The sequence below is a fragment of the Actinotignum schaalii genome (assembly GCF_028864145.1).
In the GTDB taxonomy this organism is placed as follows: Bacteria; Actinomycetota; Actinomycetes; order Actinomycetales; family Actinomycetaceae; genus Actinotignum; species Actinotignum schaalii_B.
In genome coordinates this window covers 1-16,916 of sequence record NZ_JARBHJ010000030.1, presented here as the reverse complement: position 1 = coordinate 16,916, position 16,916 = coordinate 1, and the positions used below count along the sequence as shown (strand labels likewise).

Here is a 16,916-nt window from a genome sequence, read left to right as displayed (position 1 = left end):
TCCTCAGCCGTTAGAAATCGAGTCCAGCTTCGCGCGCACCTTCGGCGACAGCTGCAACGCGACCGTGGTACTGGTTGCCACCGCGGTCGAAGACCACGGCGCTGATCCCAGCGTCCTTGGCGCGCTGACCGACACGTTCGCCGACCTTCCGCGCGATTTCTGTCTTGGTACCCTCCGCTTCGCGCAGGTCAGCTTCGTAGGACGAGGCGGCCGCGAGAGTGCGACCCACGACGTCGTCGATAACCTGGGCGTAAATGTGGCGGTTGGAACGCGAGACCACGAGACGCGGCCGCGCGGCGGTACCGGAAATACGCTTGCGCAACCGGAAGTGGCGGCGCGCACGAGCGATGTACTTGCCCTTGCCCTTGATGGTAACAGCCATCACTTACCAGCCTTTCCAGCCTTGCGACGAATAACTTCGTCAGCGTACTTGACGCCCTTGCCCTTGTAGGGTTCGGGCTTACGAAGCTTGCGAATCTTCGCGGCGGTTTCGCCCACGAGCTGCTTATCGATACCCGAGACCGTGAACTTGGTCGGGGTGGCTACGGTGAAGGTGATACCTTCCGGAGCTTCGAAAAGAATCGTGTGGGAGTAGCCCAGCGAGAATTCAAGATCAGAGCCCTTGGCGACCACGCGGTACCCGGTTCCGACGATTTCCATCGCCTTGCTGTACCCGTTGGTGACGCCCTCGACCATATTCGCAACGAGGGTGCGGGTCAGGCCGTGCAGCGAACGCGATTCGCGCTCGTCATTCGGCCGGGTCACCAGAACCGTATTGTCATCAACATTCACCGCGATCGGCTCGGCTACCGAGAGCTCGAGCTGACCCTTGGGGCCCTTGACAGTGACGTTCTGGCCGGAAACCGACACATCGACGCCGCTGGGGATAGCGATGGGAAGCCTACCAATTCGAGACATTATTGCACCTACTTCCCATTACCAGACGTAAGCGAGGACTTCCCCGCCAACGCCCTTATCCTTGGCCTCACGGTCCGTCATAAGGCCGGAGGAGGTGGACAAAATAGCCACACCCAGGCCGTCGAGAACGCGCGGCAGGTTGGTGGACTTCGCGTAAACGCGCAGGCCCGGCTTCGAGATGCGCCGGACGCCAGCGAGGGCGCGTTCACGGTTAGATCCGTACTTCAACGTGAGGGTGAGGGTCTTGCCCACCTGGGCGCTCTCCACCTCGTAGGAGTCGATGTAGCCTTCGCGCTTCAAGATGTCCGCGATATGGGACTTAATCTTGGAGTACGGCATAGACACCGACTCATGGAACGCCGAATTGGCGTTACGCAGACGCGTCAGCATGTCTGCGATTGGGTCAGTCATTGTCATTTTGGGCTGTGGCCCTTCCTCGTCGCGGTTTCCGATGGACCTGCGACGTAGTCTTTACCAGCTGGACTTCTTAACACCGGGGAGTTCGCCGCGCAGGGCCAACTCACGCAGGCAAATACGGCACAGGCCGAACTTGCGGTAAACGGAATGCGGACGGCCGCACCGGTTGCAACGGGTGTACGCACGAACGGCGAACTTCTGCTTACCGGCGGCCTTTTGCTTCAGAGCGGTCTTTGCCATATTTAGGCCTCCTTGAAGGGGAATCCGAGATGCTTGAGAAGAGCGCGCCCTTCGTCGTCGCTCCCGGCAGAGGTCACCACGGTGATGTCCATACCGCGCACGCGATCAATCTTGTCCTGGTCGATCTCGTGGAACACGGTCTGTTCGGTCAAACCGAAGGTGTAGTTCCCGTTGCCGTCAAACTGCTTGGGCGAAAGGCCGCGGAAGTCGCGGATACGCGGCAGCGCGGTGGAAATCAGCCGGTCAAGGAACTCCCACATGCGGTCGCCGCGGATGGTCACGAAGCACCCGATGGCCTGGCCCTCACGCAGTTTAAACTGCGCGATGGACTTCTTGGCCTTGGTGATCATCGGCTTCTGGCCGGTAATCGCCGTCATATCAGCGACGGCGCCGTCGAGCACCTTGGAATCGCGCGCAGCATCACCCACGCCCATATTCACCACGACCTTGACGATCTTGGGAACCTGGTTAACGTTGACGTACTTAAATTCTTCCTGGAGTTCCGGGATGATGTGTTCCCGGTACTTCACCTTGAGACGGGGGGTATCGCTCACAGTTCGATTTCCTTCCCGCCGCGGCGTCCGATGCGCTCACGGACAATCTTCTTCTTGCCATCGCGCTCAACTTCTACCTCACGGTAGCCCACGCGAATCGGCTTGCCATCGTGAACGAGGGCAACGTTCGAAATGTGAATGGGTGCCTCGACGGTTTCGATACCGCCGGTGGTGCCGCCCCGCGAGGTCTGCCCCACGCGCACGTGCTTCTTCACGCGCTGGACGCCTTCCACGATCACGCGCTCACGCTTGGTGTCAACGGACAGCACGCGACCCTGCATCCCCTTATCGCGCCCGGCGATAACCTGGACGAGATCATCCTTCTTAATCTTCGCCATTAGATCACCTCCGGAGCCAGCGAAATGATGCGCATGAACTTCGCATCGCGAAGCTCACGCCCGACGGGCCCGAAGATACGGGTGCCGCGGGGTTCGCCGTCGTTCTTCAACAGCACGGCTGCGTTTTCGTCGAACTTGATGTAGGACCCGTCCTTGCGGCGCGTTTCCTTAACTGCACGGACGACGACCGCCTTGACGACGTCGCCCTTCTTTACGTTTCCGCCCGGAATAGCATCCTTGACGGTGGCGACGATGGTGTCACCAATTCCGGCGTAGCGCCGGCCGGAGCCGCCGAGCACCCGGATGCACAAAAGTTCCTTGGCACCGGTGTTATCGGCGACGCTAAGCCGCGTCTCCTGCTGGATCATGTGTTTCTATCTCCTATTGTCGTGCCGGTTCTCGGATTCGAGCCTTGCCGAACGAATGGGTTTGCGCGAACTGCGCCGGCCCAAACGCCTTTGGCCCACATGCGAGGGCCGCCTGCGTTCAGGCCGGTCACATTCGCTAAAGCTAGGAAAGCCCTAACTACTTCGCCTTCTCGATGATCGTAACGACCCGGAAGTGCTTGGTCGCGGACAGCGGGCGGGTTTCCATAATGGAGACCAAATCGCCTACGCGAACCTCGTTATTTTCGTCGTGCGCCTTCACTCGCTTGGTGCGGGTAATAACTTTACCGTATAGCGGGTGCTTAACGCGATCTTCAACTTCAACGACAACGGTCTTGTCCATTTTGTCGGAGACCACGTAGCCGCGCAGCGTCTTGCGGTGATTACGTGTTTCAGTGGTTGCGTTCTCGCTCATCTCATCCTCACTTACTGAGCGGCCGGAGCGGTTCGAATGTTCTTCTCCCGCTCGCTCTTAATGGTGTAAATGCGAGCAATCTCGCGACGAACTTCCCGCAGGCGGCCACTGTCCTCCAGGCGGTGAGTCACCGCCGAGAAGCGGAGGTTGAACAGTTCCTTCTTCGACTCGGCAAGCTTCTCGAGAAGCTCCGCGTCGGTCATCGCGTCGAGTTCCGCGGTGGTCAGTCCCTTAGCCATTACTCAACCTCCTCACGGGTGATAAAGCGGGTCTTGATGGGCAGCTTGTGCTGGGCGCGGCTCATGGCCTCGCGGGCGAGAGCCTCGTCAACACCGGCCATTTCGAACATGACACGACCGGGCTTGATATTGGCAACCCAGGTTTCCACCGGGCCCTTACCCGAACCCATACGCACGCCGAGCGGCTTCTTCGTGAGCGGGCGATCCGGGAAGATGTTAATCCAGATCTTGCCGCCACGCTTGACGTGACGCGTCATGGCGATACGAGCTGCTTCAATTTGACGGTTGGTGATGTAGGCCGGCTCGAGCGCCTGGATGCCGTATTCACCGAAAGCCAGCTGCGTTCCGCCCTTGGCCATACCCTTACGGTGCGGACGGTGCTGCTTGCGCCATTTAGTACGACGAGGAATCAGCATGAGTTATGCCTCCGTTCCGGTTGATTCCGGCGCGGCTACCGGAGCTTCGGCTCCGGTAGCCGGGCTCTGAGCCTGTTCGCTGCGGGCTTCCCCACGCTGGCCACCGCGACCGCGACCGGTGCCGCGACGTCCGCGACGATCCGAACGGCCTCCGCGCCCACCGCGCGGTGCTTCCGCGAGGCTGCGGTAGTACTCAGCGTCGGTAAGATCACCGCGGTAAATCCACACCTTCACGCCAATGCGGCCGAAGGTGGTACGCGCTTCGTAGAAACCGTAGTTGATATTCGCGCGCAGGGTGTGCAGCGGCACGCGCCCTTCACGGTAGAACTCACTACGCGACATTTCCGCGCCACCCAGACGGCCCGAGCACTGCACGCGGATGCCCTTGGCACCGGCGCGCTCGGCGGACTGGATACCCTTGCGCATAGCGCGGCGGAAAGACACGCGCGAGGCGAGCTGTTCCGCGATACCCTGCGCTACGAGCTGGGCGTCAGCTTCCGGGTTCTTCACTTCGAGAATATTGAGCTGGACGGCCTTGCCGGTCAGCTTCTCGAGGTCGGCGCGGAGGCGATCAGCTTCCGCACCGCGCCGGCCGATGACGATACCGGGACGAGCGGTGTGGATATCCACAACCACGCGTTCGGCGCGGCGCTCGATATGCACGCTGGAAATACCGGCGCGCTCGAGCGTCTTTTCGATCATGTCACGGATTTTGACATCTTCGAGGACGTAGTCCGAGTAGCGCTGCCCCTTCTTGGTGGAATCAGCGAACCACTTGGAGCGGTGGTCGGTCGTGATGCCGAGACGGAACCCAATAGGGTTGACTTTCTGTCCCACTAGCGGGCCCTCCTCTGGTTCTTGGTCTTGGGCTTCTCGTCGGTAACGATAACGGTGATGTGACTCGTCCGCTTGTTGATGCGGTTCGCCCGGCCCTGAGCACGCGGCTGGATGCGCTTCATCGTCGGGCCTTCGTCGGCGTAAATTTCGCCGATGAAGAGCTCAGACTCATCGAAGCGCTCCCCCGCCTGCTCGGCGGCGTAGCGCGCGTTGGCAATAGCCGACTCCACGATCTTACGAACCGGAGTGGCGGCTGCAAACGGTGCGAACTGCAGTACGTCAATAGCGTCCAGGGCGCGCCGGCCGCGGATGGTGTCCACGACACGACGGGCCTTCATGGGCGACACGCGCACGAAGCGCGCCTGCGCCTTTGCTTCCATAGTTCTGCCTTACTCTCTCGCTCGAGGCCCCGGCTTAGCGCCGGCGGCCCTTTCGGTCGTCCTTGTCGTGCCCGCGGAAGGTGCGGGTCGGGGCGAACTCCCCGAGCTTGTGGCCAACCATGGATTCGGTAATGAATACCGGCACATGCTTGCGTCCATCGTGCACTGCAAAGGTGTGACCCAGGAAATCGGGGGTGATAACCGACCGACGCGACCAGGTCTTGATTACGTTCTTGGTGTTCTTCTCGTTCTGCTCGTCGACCTTCTTGTAGAGGTGCTCGTCGACGAACGGACCTTTCTTCAAACTGCGGGGCATCAGCTAATCCTTCCTCAGCGCTTCTTGCCGGTCTTGCGACGGCGCACGATGAGCTTGTCGCTGGCCTTGTTCGGACGGCGGGTACGGCCTTCCTTCTTGCCCCACGGGCTAACGGGATGGCGCCCACCGGACGTCTTACCTTCACCACCACCGTGCGGGTGGTCCACCGGGTTCATGACAACACCGCGGACGGTCGGGCGAACGCCCTTCCAGCGCATACGGCCGGCCTTGCCCCAGTTGATATTCGCCTGCTCGGCATTGCCGACTTCACCGACAGTGGCGCGGCAACGCACGTCCACGTTACGGATTTCACCGGAAGGCATACGCAGCTGCGCGTACTTGCCTTCGCGGGCAACCAACTGCACGGAAGCACCGGCGCTGCGGGCGATCTTCGCCCCGCCGAGCGGCTTGAGTTCCACATTGTGCACCGTGGTACCGAGAGGGATATTGCGCAGCGGCAGGTTGTTGCCGGGCTTGATATCCGCATTCGGACCGGTTTCGATGAGATCGCCCTGCTTGACGCCGCGAGGAGCAACGATATAACGCTTCTCGCCATCAGCGAAGTGGAGCAGCGCGATACGCGCGGTGCGGTTCGGATCGTATTCGATGTGCGCAACCTTGGCCGGCACGCCGTCCTTATCCCAGCGACGGAAGTCGATGAGACGGTACTGGCGCTTGTGCCCACCGCCCTTGTGGCGGGTGGTGATGCGTCCCTGGTTGTTGCGTCCACCGGTCTTCTTCAGGGGACGAACGAGGGACTTCTCCGGGGTCGAACGAGTGATCTCGGCGAAGTCGGCAACGCTCGCACCGCGACGACCCGGGGTCGTCGGCTTGTACTTACGAATTCCCATGAGTTCTTATTCCTCAGTTCCTCGAATCGCCTATTAGACGATTTCGCCGTAGATGTCGATGGAGCCCTCGCGCAAGGTCACGATGGCCCGCTTGGTATTCTTGCGCCGCCCGATGCCGTTGCGCGTACGCCGGGTCTTGCCCTGGCGGTTCTGCGTGTTGACGGAGGCAACCTTGACGCCAAAAATCGCTTCGACGGCCTGCTTGATTTCGGTCTTGTTCGAACGCGGATCCACGAAGAAGGTGTACTTACCCTGTTCTTCGAGCAGCGCGCTCTTCTCCGACATCACCGGGGCGAGGATGACATCGTGCGGGTTCTTATTCCAGAAGTTACCGTTCTCAGTCATTACTTCTCATCCTTCTTGGTGTTCTTCTCCACGAACGCGCCGAGCGCGGCTTCCGTGAAGATGACGTCGTCAGCAGCAAGAACGTCGTAGCTATTGAGCTGATCAACGTAGAGGACGTGGATCTGCGGCAGATTGCGCACGGAGAGTACCGACGCATCATCTTCACGCTGGACCACAACGAGCGCCTTGCGCCCTTCGTTCATCTTTTCGATGAGCGCACGCGCAGCCTTGGTGGACGGGGTCTCATCCGCAACGAAAGCCGTCACGGCGTGAATACGCTCGTGGCGAGCCCGGTCCGAGAGGGACTGCAACAGCGCTGCCGCAATCATCTTCTTGGGGGTGCGCTGCGAGTAGTCACGCGGCTGCGGGCCGTGGACAACGCCGCCACCGACCCACTGCGGAGCGCGGATCGAACCCTGGCGGGCCCGGCCGGTCCCCTTCTGGCGCCACGGCTTCTTACCACCGCCGGACACCTGACCGCGGGTCTTCGTGGCGTGGGTACCCAGGCGAGCCGCAGCTTGCTGCGCGTTGACGACCTGGTGCACCAGCGCCATATTGAAGTCGAGATCAAAGAGCTGAGCCGGGAGGGTGGCCTGCGAGGTCACCTTGCCGGTTTCATCGAGAACGTCAATCTTGAAGTCTGCCATTGTTAGGCTCCCTTCACGGACGTGCGGACCACAACCGAGCCACCCTTTGCACCGGGGATGGCGCCAACCACGAGCAACAGGCCGTTCTCGAGGTCAACGGAGTGGATGGACAGATTCTGCACCGTCACGCGGTCCTGACCCATGCGACCAGCCATGCGCAGACCCTTGAAGACGCGCGAGGGGGTGGCGCAGGCGCCGATGGAACCGGGCTTGCGGTGGTTGCGGTGCGCACCGTGGGAGGCCGAAACACCGGCGAAGCCGTGACGCTTCATAACACCGGCGAAGCCCTTACCGCGGGAGGTACCAATAACGTCAACGGACTGACCCGCTTCGAAGATATCCGCGGTCAGTTCCTGCCCGAGCGTGTATTCGCTGGCATCGGGAGTGCGGATTTCCGCCAGCTTCTTGCGCGGCGTGACACCGGCCTTATCGAAGTGGCCCTGGAGCGGCTTGGTGACGTTCTTCGTCTTTTCGTCGCCCGAGGCGAGCTGCACGGCGGAATAGCCGTCGACCTCGGGGGTGCGAACCTGGGTCACCACATTGGTGCCCACGCGCACAACAGTAATGGGAAGGAGGCGCCCGTCCTCATCCCAGAGCTGGGTCATCCCCAGCTTCGTGCCCAGCAAAGCCTTCACGGGCTTGCTGGCAACAGCTTGCTTGGAGTTCATTGCGTATTACCTCAGAGCTTGATTTCCACGTTGACGTCAGCCGGAAGATCGAGACGGCGCAGGCTGTCAATCGTCTTCAGGGTGGGATCCACGATGTCAATAAGGCGCTTGTGTGTGCGCATCTCAAAGTGATCGCGGGAGTCCTTGTACTTGTGGGGCGAGCGGATAACGCAAAAAACGTTTTTTTCCGTCGGCAGCGGGACGGGTCCCACCACGGTCGCGCCGGTACGCGCAACTTCATCGACGAGCTTCTTGGCCGCGCTATCAATGACCTCGTGGTCATATGACTTCAGCCGAATGCGGATCTTCTGTCCCGCCATGGCGCGTCTACCTCTCTTTAGCTTCGGTGCCCGGTACCCGCACTCGGGCGTGTCGTACCGGAGGTAAATCTAGTAGCCATGCCCTATGTGAGGTTACGGAGAACCCTTTATACGATAATCGGCGTTGGGTAACCGATTAAGTTCCTTCGCTCGTAATCCGAGCAACTTGTTAAGTATGCCAAAAGCTTCGGCTTACTTTCAAGACTCTCACGGCGAACGTGCGCCGTTTCTCATTTCCAGCGAGCCCAAAGGCCAGCCGGCACGGGTAAAAATTTTACCGAAAGGCCGCAGCTCACGCAAGAAACGCACGTCGTGAGGCGCTTCACGTCATAAGTACGACGACGCCGCCTCTCGATCTCTCGGCCCCACGGGCCGCCAATGGCACCATTTCCCCCACCCTTGCCCCGGGATGCGCCACCACTTAGCATGGCGTTAAGTGATCTACATCGCGTAGCGACGCGGGTGTCGCGGGCGAGTGATCATCCACCATACCGAGGAGGCAGATGAAGATGTCCTATCGATCAACAAATCCCTACACCGGCGAAGTGCTCGCCGAATTCCCCTATGCCACCGATGAAGAAGTGGATAAAGCGCTTGAGCTCGCCCACGAAACATTCCAGACGTGGAGCCGCACCTCTCTTGCCGAACGCGCCGCTATTCTGCGCCGGGCCGCCGATATCGCGGAAGATCGCGCGAGCGAACTGGGGGCGCTGGCCACCCTGGAAATGGGCAAACTCATTGGGGAAGCCACCGGGGAAGCGGGTAACACCGTGCCGACCATGCTGCGCTGGCTCGCTGATGAAGCGGAAAATATTTTAGCTCCGCGCCCGGTCAGCTCCACCGCCGCGCCTTTCGAAGGTTATATTGCCTATCGCCCCGAGGGCGTCGTCGTCGAAATTGAACCGTGGAACTTCCCCTACTACCAGGCCATTCGCGGCTTCGCTCCCGCAATGCTCTGCGGAAATACGGTTATTCTCAAGCACGCGTCAATTTTGCCGCAATGTGCCGCGGCTATCGTTCACGTACTCTACGATGCCGGACTACCCCGCGGTGTGTGGCAAAATCTCTACGCCACCCACGCGCAAGTGGAGCGGCTCATCAGCGATGATCGGGTGCGTATCGTCACGCTCACCGGTTCGGAAGCCGCGGGGGCAAAAATCGCACAGCTCGCTTCCCGGCACCTGAAGAAATCCGTTATGGAACTGGGCGGTTCTGATCCCTTTATTATTTTGGACGACGCCGATATTGAGGCCACCATCCAGCTGGCGATTATGGGACGGTGCTTCAACGCTGGGCAGGTCTGCGCCTCCCCCAAGCGCATGATCGTTCCCGATGCTCTCTATGACAGGTTCGTGGCCGGGCTCAAAGAGAGCACCGCGCAGCTGCGACCCGGGGATCCAGCTGCCGAAGATACCACCGTGCCGCCCATGTCCTCCCGCGAGCAAGCCGCCACGGTCAATGATCAGATCCGGCGGGCTATCGAGGGCGGGGCGAGCGCCACTCCCCTGGGCCATATTGTTCCCGAGGGAGATACCTGGGTGCAGCCGACGCTTCTGGAAAACGTGGAGCGGGATAATCCCATTTTCTACGAGGAAATTTTCGGGCCGGTCTGGAGTGTTTACCGGGTATCCTCGGAAGAAGAAGCAATCCGACTGGCTAATGATTCGTGCTACGGGCTGGGCGGAACGGTTCATTCGGTGAACGTGGCGCACGCTGCGCGCGTTGCCGCTCGGGTAGATACCGGCACCGTTGCCATTAACTCCCCGGTTCCCGCTGTTCCCGCCGGCATGCCATTCGGCGGTGTCAAGCGCTCCGGCTTCGGGCGCGAGATGGGCTACGAAGGGGTACGCGAATTCGCCAATATCCAGTCGATTCTTCTCCCGGAGGGAATCTCCGCGGCGGAGTTTCTCTCCTCGCTTTCAGGAAAGGAGTCATAGTGAAAGCAGCAGTAGTAAATTCTGTGGGTGGCGGGTTCACCATCGAAGATATCGAGATTGCCGAACCCATCGGCCGCGAGGTCCTTTTCGACGTCAAGGCCTCCGGCCTATGCCGCTCGGATCTCACGCTCTCCACCACCAATTTCGGGTTCCCCTTCCCGCAGGTACTCGGGCACGAAGCCGCCGGTATCGTTACCGCCGTCGGCCCGGACGTGAAGGAAATTAAGGTCGGAGACCACGTGGTTGCCTCCCTTATCCAATACTGCGGGCACTGCCGGGCCTGCCGGGAATCGCGTATGTACGAATGCGAATTCCCGGAGGAAACGCTGCGCGGCCCAGATGAAGCCCCGCGGCTGAGCCGCAACGGCGAACCGATTTTCCAGACCTACGGTATCGCCGGCTTTGCTGAACAAGCGCTCGTACACGAACACCAAGTGGCGAAAATTGACCCCGAGATGCCGTTCCCGCAGGCCTGTGTGATCGGCTGCGCGGTTATTACCGGCGCGGGCGCCGCTCTTAACACCGCGCAGGTGCGCCCCGGCGACACCGTGGCCGTGGTGGGCTTGGGCGGGGTGGGCCTGAGCATCGTCAACGGCGCCCGCATTGCCGGGGCCGGGCGGATTATCGGGGTGGATACCAACCCGGAGAAGGAAGAATTCGGGAAGAGATTTGGGATGACCCATTTCGTCAACGCGGGTGATCCGAACGCTATCGAGCAGATTTTCGCGGCTACTGATGGGCGCGGGGTCGATAAGTCCTTCGAGGCACTCGGCATCGTACCCACGATGGAAACGGCCATCGCGGCAACCCGGCAGGGTGGGGACGTGTACGTGGCGGGGGTCTTTAAGCCCGAGATGGAGTGGACGATCAATCCGCTCAACGAATTCTTCGTGCACCGGCGCCATATCCACGCGGTGTACATGGGGAATACCGATATCAAGACGGATATTCCCCAGTACGTAGAGTTCTACCAACAGGGCCGCCTCCACCTCGATGACCTTGTTGCCACCGAGATTAGCCTCGATGATATCGATGCGACCTATCAGGCGATGGCCGAGCACCACGCCGGCATTGGCCGCGTCGTCATCACGTCCTTCTAACTGCGCTTTAGCTGTGCTCTAACTGCGCTCTAGCTGCGCTGCCGGCCTCGACTGCGCCACCAGATGTGGCCAGGAACTCATCAGCGCACTGGCTAAAGTAAGGCCGCGAGTTCAACCAGGGGGAACTCCCCCACATCCACGGTGAAAGCGCCGGCGCTGCGGGCCGCGGCTAATCCGGGCCCGGAATCCTCGAAAGCGAGGCAGTTCTCAATAGCAACGCCCAGGCGCTCAGCACCCAGGAGGTAGGGAGCGGGATTCGGTTTACCGGGGACATCATCGTCCCCGGTAACCGCCGCTTCCAACCGGCTGCCCGGACCGGCGAGGAAGATCTCCACGGGGCGGCCCGGGGTGGCCGTCACAAGAGCCTGCGGGATACCCGCCGCGGAAAAAGCATCGAGAAGCGCCCCCGCACCGTCAATAAGCTGGGCATCTGCCATGTGATCGGCCATGGCGCGCAGCACCTCGGCAAACATCTTCCAGGGATCCACCTCTCCCCCGCCGCGGCGCACCGCATCCATCATGCGCCGTCCGTGCGCGATGGTATCTGCCCCGCGGATAGCCACGATATCTTCATCCGTCCAGATTCCGCCGTGGGCACGCACCACATTCCCCGATACCCGGGCCCATTCTTCTTCCGAATCCACCAGGGTGCCGTCCATATCCCAGAGCACCGCGGCCGGCGCCGCCGGGACCGCGCCTACCGCGATTGCGTTTTCCGCCCCAGCCCCGCCGCCCGCCGTATTAGCGAGAAACCCGATTTTTCTATACACATCCTCGAGAGCCATAGCGCCACTCTGCCAAGTTCTGCGGCGTCGTGCAAATACAAAGGGACCCTAGCGCAATGCTAGGGTCCCTTCCCGCCTCGCGGCGGACGTTTTGCTCAGTTACCCGGTGGCCGGGTAGCTTCGCGCCGATGCATCAAGTTACTTGATGATCTTGGTGACGCGCCCTGAACCAACGGTGTGGCCGCCCTCGCGAATAGCGAAGCCGAGGCCTTCTTCCATGGCGATGGGCTGGATGAGCTCAACCGACATCTCGGTGTTGTCGCCGGGCATGACCATCTCGGTGCCTTCGGGCAGCGTGATGACGCCGGTGACGTCCGTGGTGCGGAAGTAGAACTGCGGGCGGTAGTTGGAGAAGAACGGGTTGTGACGGCCGCCTTCTTCCTTCTTCAGCACGTAGACCTGAGCTTCGAACTGGGTGTGCGGGGTGATGGTGCCGGGCTTGGCCACAACCTGGCCGCGCTCAACATCTTCACGCTTGGTGCCGCGGAGCAGCAGACCGCAGTTTTCGCCAGCTTCGGCGTAATCCATCTGCTTGTGGAACATTTCGATACCGGTAACGGTGGTCTTCTGGGTATCGCGGATACCGAGAATTTCCACTTCCTCGTTGAGGTTGAGGATACCGCGCTCCACACGACCGGTGACCACGGTGCCACGGCCGGTAATGGTGAAGACGTCCTCAATTGGCATGAGGAACGGCTTGTCGGTGTCACGCACCGGATCCTCGAAGTAGTTGTCCACCTGATCCATGAGCTCTTCGATGGAAGCAACCCACTTCGGATCGCCTTCCAGCGCCTTGAGAGCGGAGATCTTCACGACCGGGAGGTCATCGCCCGGGTAATCCTGGGAGGAGAGAAGTTCGCGAACTTCCATTTCCACCAGTTCGAGCAGCTCTTCGTCGTCAACCATATCGGACTTGTTGAGAGCAACGATGATCTGGGGCACGCCCACCTGACGGGCGAGCAGCACGTGCTCACGGGTCTGGGCCATCGGGCCGTCGGTCGCCGCAACCACGAGGATCGCGCCGTCCATCTGGGCCGCACCGGTAATCATGTTCTTGATGTAGTCCGCGTGGCCGGGGGCGTCAACGTGTGCGTAGTGACGCTTCTCGGTCTGGTATTCCACGTGGGACACGTTGATGGTAATACCGCGCTGGCGCTCTTCGGGAGCGTTGTCAACCTGATCGAACGGGGTGTACTCGTTCAGATCCGGGTACTTATCCGACAGAACCTTGGTGATCGCAGCGGTCGTGGTCGTCTTTCCGTGATCGACGTGACCGATGGTGCCAATGTTCATATGCGGCTTGGACTTATCGTACTTGGCCTTCGCCACTGGGCCCTCCTGGGACTCTAGAAATTACTTACAGCTATGTGGATGATGCTCGCGCATAATCCGGTCTGTTCCGAACAGTTACCTATTGTAAACGAAACCGGCGACTATTCACCACGAGATTCCGCGATGATCTGTTCCGCAACGGCCTTCGGGACTTCGGCGTAGGAATCCATCTGCATGGAATACACCGCGCGCCCCTGGGTCTTCGACCGCAGGTCACCAACGTAGCCGAACATTTCGCTCAGCGGCACGTTGGCACGCACGATCTTGACGCCCGTCGCATCCTCCATGGACTTGATCATACCGCGCCGGGAGTTCAGGTCGCCGATAACGTCGCCCATGTACTCTTCCGGGGTGCGGACTTCCACGTCCATGATGGGTTCCAGGAGCACCGGGTTGGCGCGACGTGCGCCTTCCTTGAACACCTGGTTACCCGCGATCTTGAACGCCAGCTCCGAGGAGTCGACGTCGTGATAAGCGCCGTCTTCCAGGGTGGCCTTGACGCCCACCACCGGGAACCCGGCGAGGACACCATTCTGCATGGCTTCCTGGATACCCTGATCGACAGACGGGATGTATTCACGCGGAACGCGACCACCGGTCACGGCGTTGACAAATTCGTAGGTGTCGCCGTCTTCGTTGGAGTCAAGCGGCTCAAACGTCACGATGACACGTGCGAACTGGCCCGAACCACCCGTCTGCTTCTTATGGGTGTATTCGACGCTATCGACCTTCTTGCGGATCGTCTCGCGGTAGGCAACCATCGGAGCACCGACGTTCGCATCAACCTTGAACTCACGCTTCATACGGTCGACGAGGATGTCGAGGTGGAGTTCGCCCATACCGCCGATAACGGTCTGGCCGGTTTCCTCATCCTGACGAACCGTGAAGGTCGGATCCTCTTCCGCGAGCTTCTGAATAGCCACGGAAAGCTTTTCTTGGTCGCCCTTCGACTTCGGCTCGATGGCCACGTGAATCACGGGCTCCGGGAAGGACATGGACTCAAGAATAATCGGGGCGTCCTGGGCGCAGAGGGTATCACCGGTGGTGGTGTCCTTCAGCCCAATGAACGCGTAAATATGCCCGGCATGCGCTTCTTCAACAGGGTTTTCCTTATTGGAGTGCATCTGGAACATCTTGCCCACGCGCTCCTTGCGGCCCTTGACCGAATTGAGCACCTGGGTGCCGGCCGAGACCTTACCGGAGTACACGCGGATGTAGGTGAGCTTGCCGTAGAAGGGATGCACCGCAATCTTGAAAGCCAGCGCGGAGAACGGTTCGTTCTCGCTCGGGTGGCGTTCTTCGGTTTCACCGTCTTCTTCGTGACCCGGCTTGAAGCCCTTGATAGCGGGAACGTCAATCGGGGCGGGCAGGAAGTGCACCACGCCGTCCAGCGCGGGCTGGATACCCTTGTTCTTGTAGGCCGAACCGGCGTACACGGGGTAGATTTCCGAGGCGATCGTGCGGATACGCAGACCCTTGATCATATCCTCGGTGCTCAGCTCGCCGTCCTCAAGGTACTTCTCCATGAGTTCATCGGAAGCTTCCGCGGCATCTTCCATAGCGGCCATGCGCAGTTCTTCCGCCTTGGCCTGGAGTTCCGCCGGGATCTCCTCTTCCACCACCACGGCGCCCCAGGTGTCATTACCCTGAGCGTCCTTTTCGGGGAAGCGGATCGCCTTCATCTTGAGAACGTCCACCACACCGGAGAAGTCATTTTCCGCACCGATCGGGAAGGTGATGACCGTCGGGTGAGCGCTGAGGCGATCCCGAATGGTCTGGACGGAGAAGTCGAAGTTGGCCCCCAACTTATCCATCTTGTTGATGAGGCAAATACGCGGCACGTGGTACTTATCAGCCTGGCGCCACACCGTTTCGGACTGCGGCTCCACGCCTTCCTTACCGTCGAACACCGCGATGGCGCCGTCCAGCACGCGCAGGGACCGCTCCACTTCCACGGTGAAATCAACGTGGCCGGGGGTGTCGATGATATTGAACTGCGTACCCTTCCAGAACGCGGTGACCGCGGCGGACGTAATCGTAATGCCGCGTTCCTTTTCCTGTTCCATCCAGTCGGTCGTCGATGCGCCGTCATGGGTTTCACCCAGCTTGTGGTTAATGCCGGTGTAGAGCAGGATGCGTTCGGTGGTCGTTGTCTTGCCGGCATCGATGTGCGCCATGATGCCGATATTGCGAACCTTGGAAAGGTCCGTAAGCACTTCTTGTGCCACTTTTCGCTCTCTTCTATCTCGCGGGTCAGATAACCCTGGTGATTACCAGCGGTAGTGGGCGAAGGCCTTATTGGCTTCCGCCATGCGGTGGGTATCCTCGCGGCGCTTGACAGCGCCACCAAGGCCGTTGGAGGCATCGAGGATTTCGTTGAGGAGACGTTCCGTCATGGTGTTTTCGCGACGCTGGCGCGCGAATTCCACCAGCCAGCGCAGGCCAAGGGCCGTGGAACGGCCAGCCTTGACTTCCACCGGCACCTGGTAGGTGGCACCACCAACACGGCGGGAACGCACTTCCAGCTGCGGACGAATGTTATCCATAGCGCGCTTGAGAACCGCCAGGGCATCCTGCCCGGACTTTTCCGCCACGCCTTCCATCGCACCGTAGACGATGGACTGCGCCAGGGACTTCTTGCCATCCACGAGGACGCGGTTGACCAGCTGAGTCACCAGCTGAGAATTGTAAACCGGATCGCTGACCAGCGGACGCTTCTTAACCGGACCCTTACGAGGCATTACTTCTTCTCCTTCTTGGCGCCGTAACGGGAGCGAGCCTGATTGCGGCTCTTCACGCCCTGGGTGTCAAGGGCGCCGCGGACAATCTTGTACCGCACACCGGGGAGGTCCTTCACGCCACCGCCGCGAACGAGCACGATGGAGTGTTCCTGCAGGTTGTGACCTTCACCGGGAATGTACGCCGTCACTTCGATGCCGGAGGACAGGCGAACACGGGCAACCTTACGGAGCGCAGAGTTCGGTTTCTTGGGGGTGGTGGTGAACACGCGGGTGCACACCCCACGACGCTGGGGGCTCCCCTTAAGCGCCGGGCGCTTAGGAGCGCGCTTCTTCTTCGCGCGGCCCTCGCGGACCAGCTGCTGAATTGTAGGCACTACTTCTCCTGATAGACAGATGAATATTATAACGTTTGCCAAATCTGCCCGAACGCACACCGCTCATTACGGGACGGCCGGAGGCCGCCACAACAGACCCGCAAACAGGCAACCTAAACAAGAATAGCGGTTAACACGAGGAGCCGTCAAAGCTTCGCGGGCTGAGGTGTTAGGAAACACACGGGTTGCGGGCCCGTCCCGGCTCTTCTTTGTACGACGACGCCGCAGCGGGGGGGGGGGGGGGGGGGGGGGCGGCGGCGCGCCGGCCGCCCCCCGCCCCCACACCCCCAAAAATTATAAAAAAAAAATAAAAAAAAAAAAAAAAAAAAAAAAAAAAAAAAAAAAAAAAAAAAAAAAAAA

The 16,916-nt window shown here is 60.4% G+C and carries 25 protein-coding genes; 2 read left to right on the top strand and 23 right to left on the bottom strand.

Translation table 11 applies throughout. The features are described from left to right. Positions 1-10: 10 nt before the first annotated feature. The 18 genes from rplR to rpsJ all read right to left on the bottom strand — a co-directional run bounded on the left by rplR (position 11) and on the right by rpsJ (position 8,287). Positions 11-382: a 50S ribosomal protein L18 gene (gene rplR / locus PWJ82_RS07275; RefSeq protein ID WP_016443087.1), complete on the bottom strand. Its 372-nt coding sequence runs from the start codon at positions 380-382 to the stop codon at positions 11-13. Next, positions 382-918: a 50S ribosomal protein L6 gene (gene rplF / locus PWJ82_RS07270; RefSeq protein ID WP_126134692.1), complete on the bottom strand. Its 537-nt coding sequence runs from the start codon at positions 916-918 to the stop codon at positions 382-384. The genes rplR and rplF overlap by 1 nt, the downstream gene beginning before the upstream one ends. An 18-nt stretch (positions 919-936) precedes the next feature. After that, on the bottom strand, positions 937-1,335 hold the full coding sequence (gene rpsH, locus PWJ82_RS07265; RefSeq protein WP_026428278.1) for a 30S ribosomal protein S8: 399 nt from the start codon (positions 1,333-1,335) through the stop codon (positions 937-939). A 54-nt stretch (positions 1,336-1,389) separates the two neighbouring features. After that, positions 1,390-1,575: a type Z 30S ribosomal protein S14 gene (locus tag PWJ82_RS07260; protein ID WP_016443090.1), complete on the bottom strand. Its 186-nt coding sequence runs from the start codon at positions 1,573-1,575 to the stop codon at positions 1,390-1,392. Positions 1,576-1,577: 2 nt separating this feature from the next. Beyond that, positions 1,578-2,129 (bottom strand): 50S ribosomal protein L5, encoded by a 552-nt coding sequence (gene rplE, locus PWJ82_RS07255; protein ID WP_016443091.1) that lies wholly within the window; start codon positions 2,127-2,129, stop codon positions 1,578-1,580. Further along, positions 2,126-2,467 (bottom strand): 50S ribosomal protein L24, encoded by a 342-nt coding sequence (gene rplX, locus PWJ82_RS07250; protein ID WP_274733334.1) that lies wholly within the window; start codon positions 2,465-2,467, stop codon positions 2,126-2,128. The genes rplE and rplX overlap by 4 nt, the downstream gene beginning before the upstream one ends. Beyond that, a complete protein-coding gene (gene rplN / locus PWJ82_RS07245) occupies positions 2,467-2,835 on the bottom strand; it encodes a 50S ribosomal protein L14 (RefSeq protein WP_016443093.1) in 369 nt (122 codons plus the stop codon). The genes rplX and rplN overlap by 1 nt, the downstream gene beginning before the upstream one ends. A 157-nt stretch (positions 2,836-2,992) precedes the next feature. Then, on the bottom strand, positions 2,993-3,268 hold the full coding sequence (gene rpsQ / locus PWJ82_RS07240) for a 30S ribosomal protein S17 (RefSeq protein ID WP_126134691.1): 276 nt from the start codon (positions 3,266-3,268) through the stop codon (positions 2,993-2,995). A gap of 11 nt (positions 3,269-3,279) precedes the next feature. After that, complete coding sequence (gene rpmC / locus PWJ82_RS07235; RefSeq protein ID WP_016443095.1) at positions 3,280-3,507, bottom strand: 50S ribosomal protein L29; 228 nt, start codon at positions 3,505-3,507, stop codon at positions 3,280-3,282. Further along, positions 3,507-3,923, bottom strand: a complete 417-nt coding sequence (gene rplP, locus PWJ82_RS07230) for a 50S ribosomal protein L16 (protein WP_016443096.1) — start codon at positions 3,921-3,923, stop codon at positions 3,507-3,509. The genes rpmC and rplP overlap by 1 nt, the downstream gene beginning before the upstream one ends. A 3-nt stretch (positions 3,924-3,926) precedes the next feature. Then, a complete protein-coding gene (rpsC, locus tag PWJ82_RS07225; protein WP_274736036.1) occupies positions 3,927-4,760 on the bottom strand; it encodes a 30S ribosomal protein S3 in 834 nt (277 codons plus the stop codon). Further along, entirely contained in the window at positions 4,760-5,140 is a 381-nt protein-coding gene (rplV, locus tag PWJ82_RS07220; protein ID WP_016443098.1) for a 50S ribosomal protein L22, read from the bottom strand. Before rplV ends, rpsC begins: the two co-directional genes overlap by 1 nt. Positions 5,141-5,174: 34 nt before the next feature. Then, positions 5,175-5,456 (bottom strand): 30S ribosomal protein S19, encoded by a 282-nt coding sequence (rpsS, locus tag PWJ82_RS07215; protein ID WP_026428282.1) that lies wholly within the window; start codon positions 5,454-5,456, stop codon positions 5,175-5,177. 14 nt (positions 5,457-5,470) lie between these two features. Then, on the bottom strand, positions 5,471-6,307 hold the full coding sequence (rplB, locus tag PWJ82_RS07210) for a 50S ribosomal protein L2 (protein ID WP_016443100.1): 837 nt from the start codon (positions 6,305-6,307) through the stop codon (positions 5,471-5,473). 33 nt (positions 6,308-6,340) lie between these two features. After that, positions 6,341-6,652: a 50S ribosomal protein L23 gene (gene rplW / locus PWJ82_RS07205; RefSeq protein ID WP_016443101.1), complete on the bottom strand. Its 312-nt coding sequence runs from the start codon at positions 6,650-6,652 to the stop codon at positions 6,341-6,343. Beyond that, on the bottom strand, positions 6,652-7,299 hold the full coding sequence (rplD, locus tag PWJ82_RS07200; protein ID WP_016443102.1) for a 50S ribosomal protein L4: 648 nt from the start codon (positions 7,297-7,299) through the stop codon (positions 6,652-6,654). Before rplD ends, rplW begins: the two co-directional genes overlap by 1 nt. 2 nt (positions 7,300-7,301) lie before the next feature. Beyond that, complete coding sequence (gene rplC / locus PWJ82_RS07195; RefSeq protein WP_126134689.1) at positions 7,302-7,967, bottom strand: 50S ribosomal protein L3; 666 nt, start codon at positions 7,965-7,967, stop codon at positions 7,302-7,304. A gap of 11 nt (positions 7,968-7,978) precedes the next feature. Further along, positions 7,979-8,287: a 30S ribosomal protein S10 gene (gene rpsJ / locus PWJ82_RS07190; protein WP_016443104.1), complete on the bottom strand. Its 309-nt coding sequence runs from the start codon at positions 8,285-8,287 to the stop codon at positions 7,979-7,981. Positions 8,288-8,790: 503 nt separating this feature from the next. Between rpsJ and PWJ82_RS07185 the strand changes: the two genes are divergently transcribed. Continuing rightward, entirely contained in the window at positions 8,791-10,224 is a 1,434-nt protein-coding gene (locus PWJ82_RS07185; RefSeq protein ID WP_274736033.1) for an aldehyde dehydrogenase family protein, read from the top strand. Beyond that, positions 10,224-11,324: a zinc-binding dehydrogenase gene (locus PWJ82_RS07180; protein WP_274733338.1), complete on the top strand. Its 1,101-nt coding sequence runs from the start codon at positions 10,224-10,226 to the stop codon at positions 11,322-11,324. The genes PWJ82_RS07185 and PWJ82_RS07180 overlap by 1 nt, the downstream gene beginning before the upstream one ends. Positions 11,325-11,416: 92 nt before the next feature. On the opposite strand, the gene PWJ82_RS07175 is transcribed toward PWJ82_RS07180, so the two are convergent. The 5 genes from PWJ82_RS07175 to rpsL all read right to left on the bottom strand — a co-directional run bounded on the left by PWJ82_RS07175 (position 11,417) and on the right by rpsL (position 16,556). Continuing rightward, positions 11,417-12,109, bottom strand: coding sequence for an HAD family hydrolase (locus tag PWJ82_RS07175; protein ID WP_274736031.1), 693 nt, complete (start codon positions 12,107-12,109; stop codon positions 11,417-11,419). Positions 12,110-12,247: 138 nt separating this feature from the next. Beyond that, on the bottom strand, positions 12,248-13,438 hold the full coding sequence (gene tuf, locus PWJ82_RS07170) for an elongation factor Tu (RefSeq protein WP_026428288.1): 1,191 nt from the start codon (positions 13,436-13,438) through the stop codon (positions 12,248-12,250). Between the two features lie 104 nt (positions 13,439-13,542). Next, on the bottom strand, positions 13,543-15,669 hold the full coding sequence (gene fusA, locus PWJ82_RS07165; RefSeq protein WP_274732793.1) for an elongation factor G: 2,127 nt from the start codon (positions 15,667-15,669) through the stop codon (positions 13,543-13,545). Positions 15,670-15,711: 42 nt separating this feature from the next. Continuing rightward, on the bottom strand, positions 15,712-16,182 hold the full coding sequence (gene rpsG, locus PWJ82_RS07160) for a 30S ribosomal protein S7 (RefSeq protein WP_016443110.1): 471 nt from the start codon (positions 16,180-16,182) through the stop codon (positions 15,712-15,714). Further along, the gene (rpsL, locus tag PWJ82_RS07155; protein WP_016443111.1) at positions 16,182-16,556 is read right to left on the bottom strand and encodes a 30S ribosomal protein S12; all 375 of its coding nucleotides are present in this window, start codon (positions 16,554-16,556) and stop codon (positions 16,182-16,184) included. The genes rpsG and rpsL overlap by 1 nt, the downstream gene beginning before the upstream one ends. Between the last annotated feature and the right edge of the window lie 360 nt (positions 16,557-16,916).

Excerpts from the sequence above, each read along its gene's own strand:
- rplR (WP_016443087.1), bottom strand. The coding sequence starts at position 382 with ATGGCTGTTACCATCAAGGGCAAGGGCAAGTACATCGCTCGTGCGCGC.
- rplF (WP_126134692.1), bottom strand. The coding sequence starts at position 918 with ATGTCTCGAATTGGTAGGCTTCCCATCGCTATCCCCAGCGGCGTCGAT.
- rpsH (WP_026428278.1), bottom strand. The coding sequence starts at position 1,335 with ATGACAATGACTGACCCAATCGCAGACATGCTGACGCGTCTGCGTAAC.
- PWJ82_RS07260 (WP_016443090.1), bottom strand. The coding sequence starts at position 1,575 with ATGGCAAAGACCGCTCTGAAGCAAAAGGCCGCCGGTAAGCAGAAGTTC.
- rplX (WP_274733334.1), bottom strand. The coding sequence starts at position 2,467 with ATGGCGAAGATTAAGAAGGATGATCTCGTCCAGGTTATCGCCGGGCGC.
- rplN (WP_016443093.1), bottom strand. The coding sequence starts at position 2,835 with ATGATCCAGCAGGAGACGCGGCTTAGCGTCGCCGATAACACCGGTGCC.
- rpsQ (WP_126134691.1), bottom strand. The coding sequence starts at position 3,268 with ATGAGCGAGAACGCAACCACTGAAACACGTAATCACCGCAAGACGCTG.
- rpmC (WP_016443095.1), bottom strand. The coding sequence starts at position 3,507 with ATGGCTAAGGGACTGACCACCGCGGAACTCGACGCGATGACCGACGCG.
- rplP (WP_016443096.1), bottom strand. The coding sequence starts at position 3,923 with ATGCTGATTCCTCGTCGTACTAAATGGCGCAAGCAGCACCGTCCGCAC.
- rplV (WP_016443098.1), bottom strand. The coding sequence starts at position 5,140 with ATGGAAGCAAAGGCGCAGGCGCGCTTCGTGCGCGTGTCGCCCATGAAG.
- rpsS (WP_026428282.1), bottom strand. The coding sequence starts at position 5,456 with ATGCCCCGCAGTTTGAAGAAAGGTCCGTTCGTCGACGAGCACCTCTAC.
- rplB (WP_016443100.1), bottom strand. The coding sequence starts at position 6,307 with ATGGGAATTCGTAAGTACAAGCCGACGACCCCGGGTCGTCGCGGTGCG.
- rplW (WP_016443101.1), bottom strand. The coding sequence starts at position 6,652 with ATGACTGAGAACGGTAACTTCTGGAATAAGAACCCGCACGATGTCATC.
- rplD (WP_016443102.1), bottom strand. The coding sequence starts at position 7,299 with ATGGCAGACTTCAAGATTGACGTTCTCGATGAAACCGGCAAGGTGACC.
- rplC (WP_126134689.1), bottom strand. The coding sequence starts at position 7,967 with ATGAACTCCAAGCAAGCTGTTGCCAGCAAGCCCGTGAAGGCTTTGCTG.
- rpsJ (WP_016443104.1), bottom strand. The coding sequence starts at position 8,287 with ATGGCGGGACAGAAGATCCGCATTCGGCTGAAGTCATATGACCACGAG.
- PWJ82_RS07185 (WP_274736033.1), top strand. The coding sequence starts at position 8,791 with ATGAAGATGTCCTATCGATCAACAAATCCCTACACCGGCGAAGTGCTC.
- PWJ82_RS07175 (WP_274736031.1), bottom strand. The coding sequence starts at position 12,109 with ATGGCTCTCGAGGATGTGTATAGAAAAATCGGGTTTCTCGCTAATACG.
- rpsG (WP_016443110.1), bottom strand. The coding sequence starts at position 16,182 with ATGCCTCGTAAGGGTCCGGTTAAGAAGCGTCCGCTGGTCAGCGATCCG.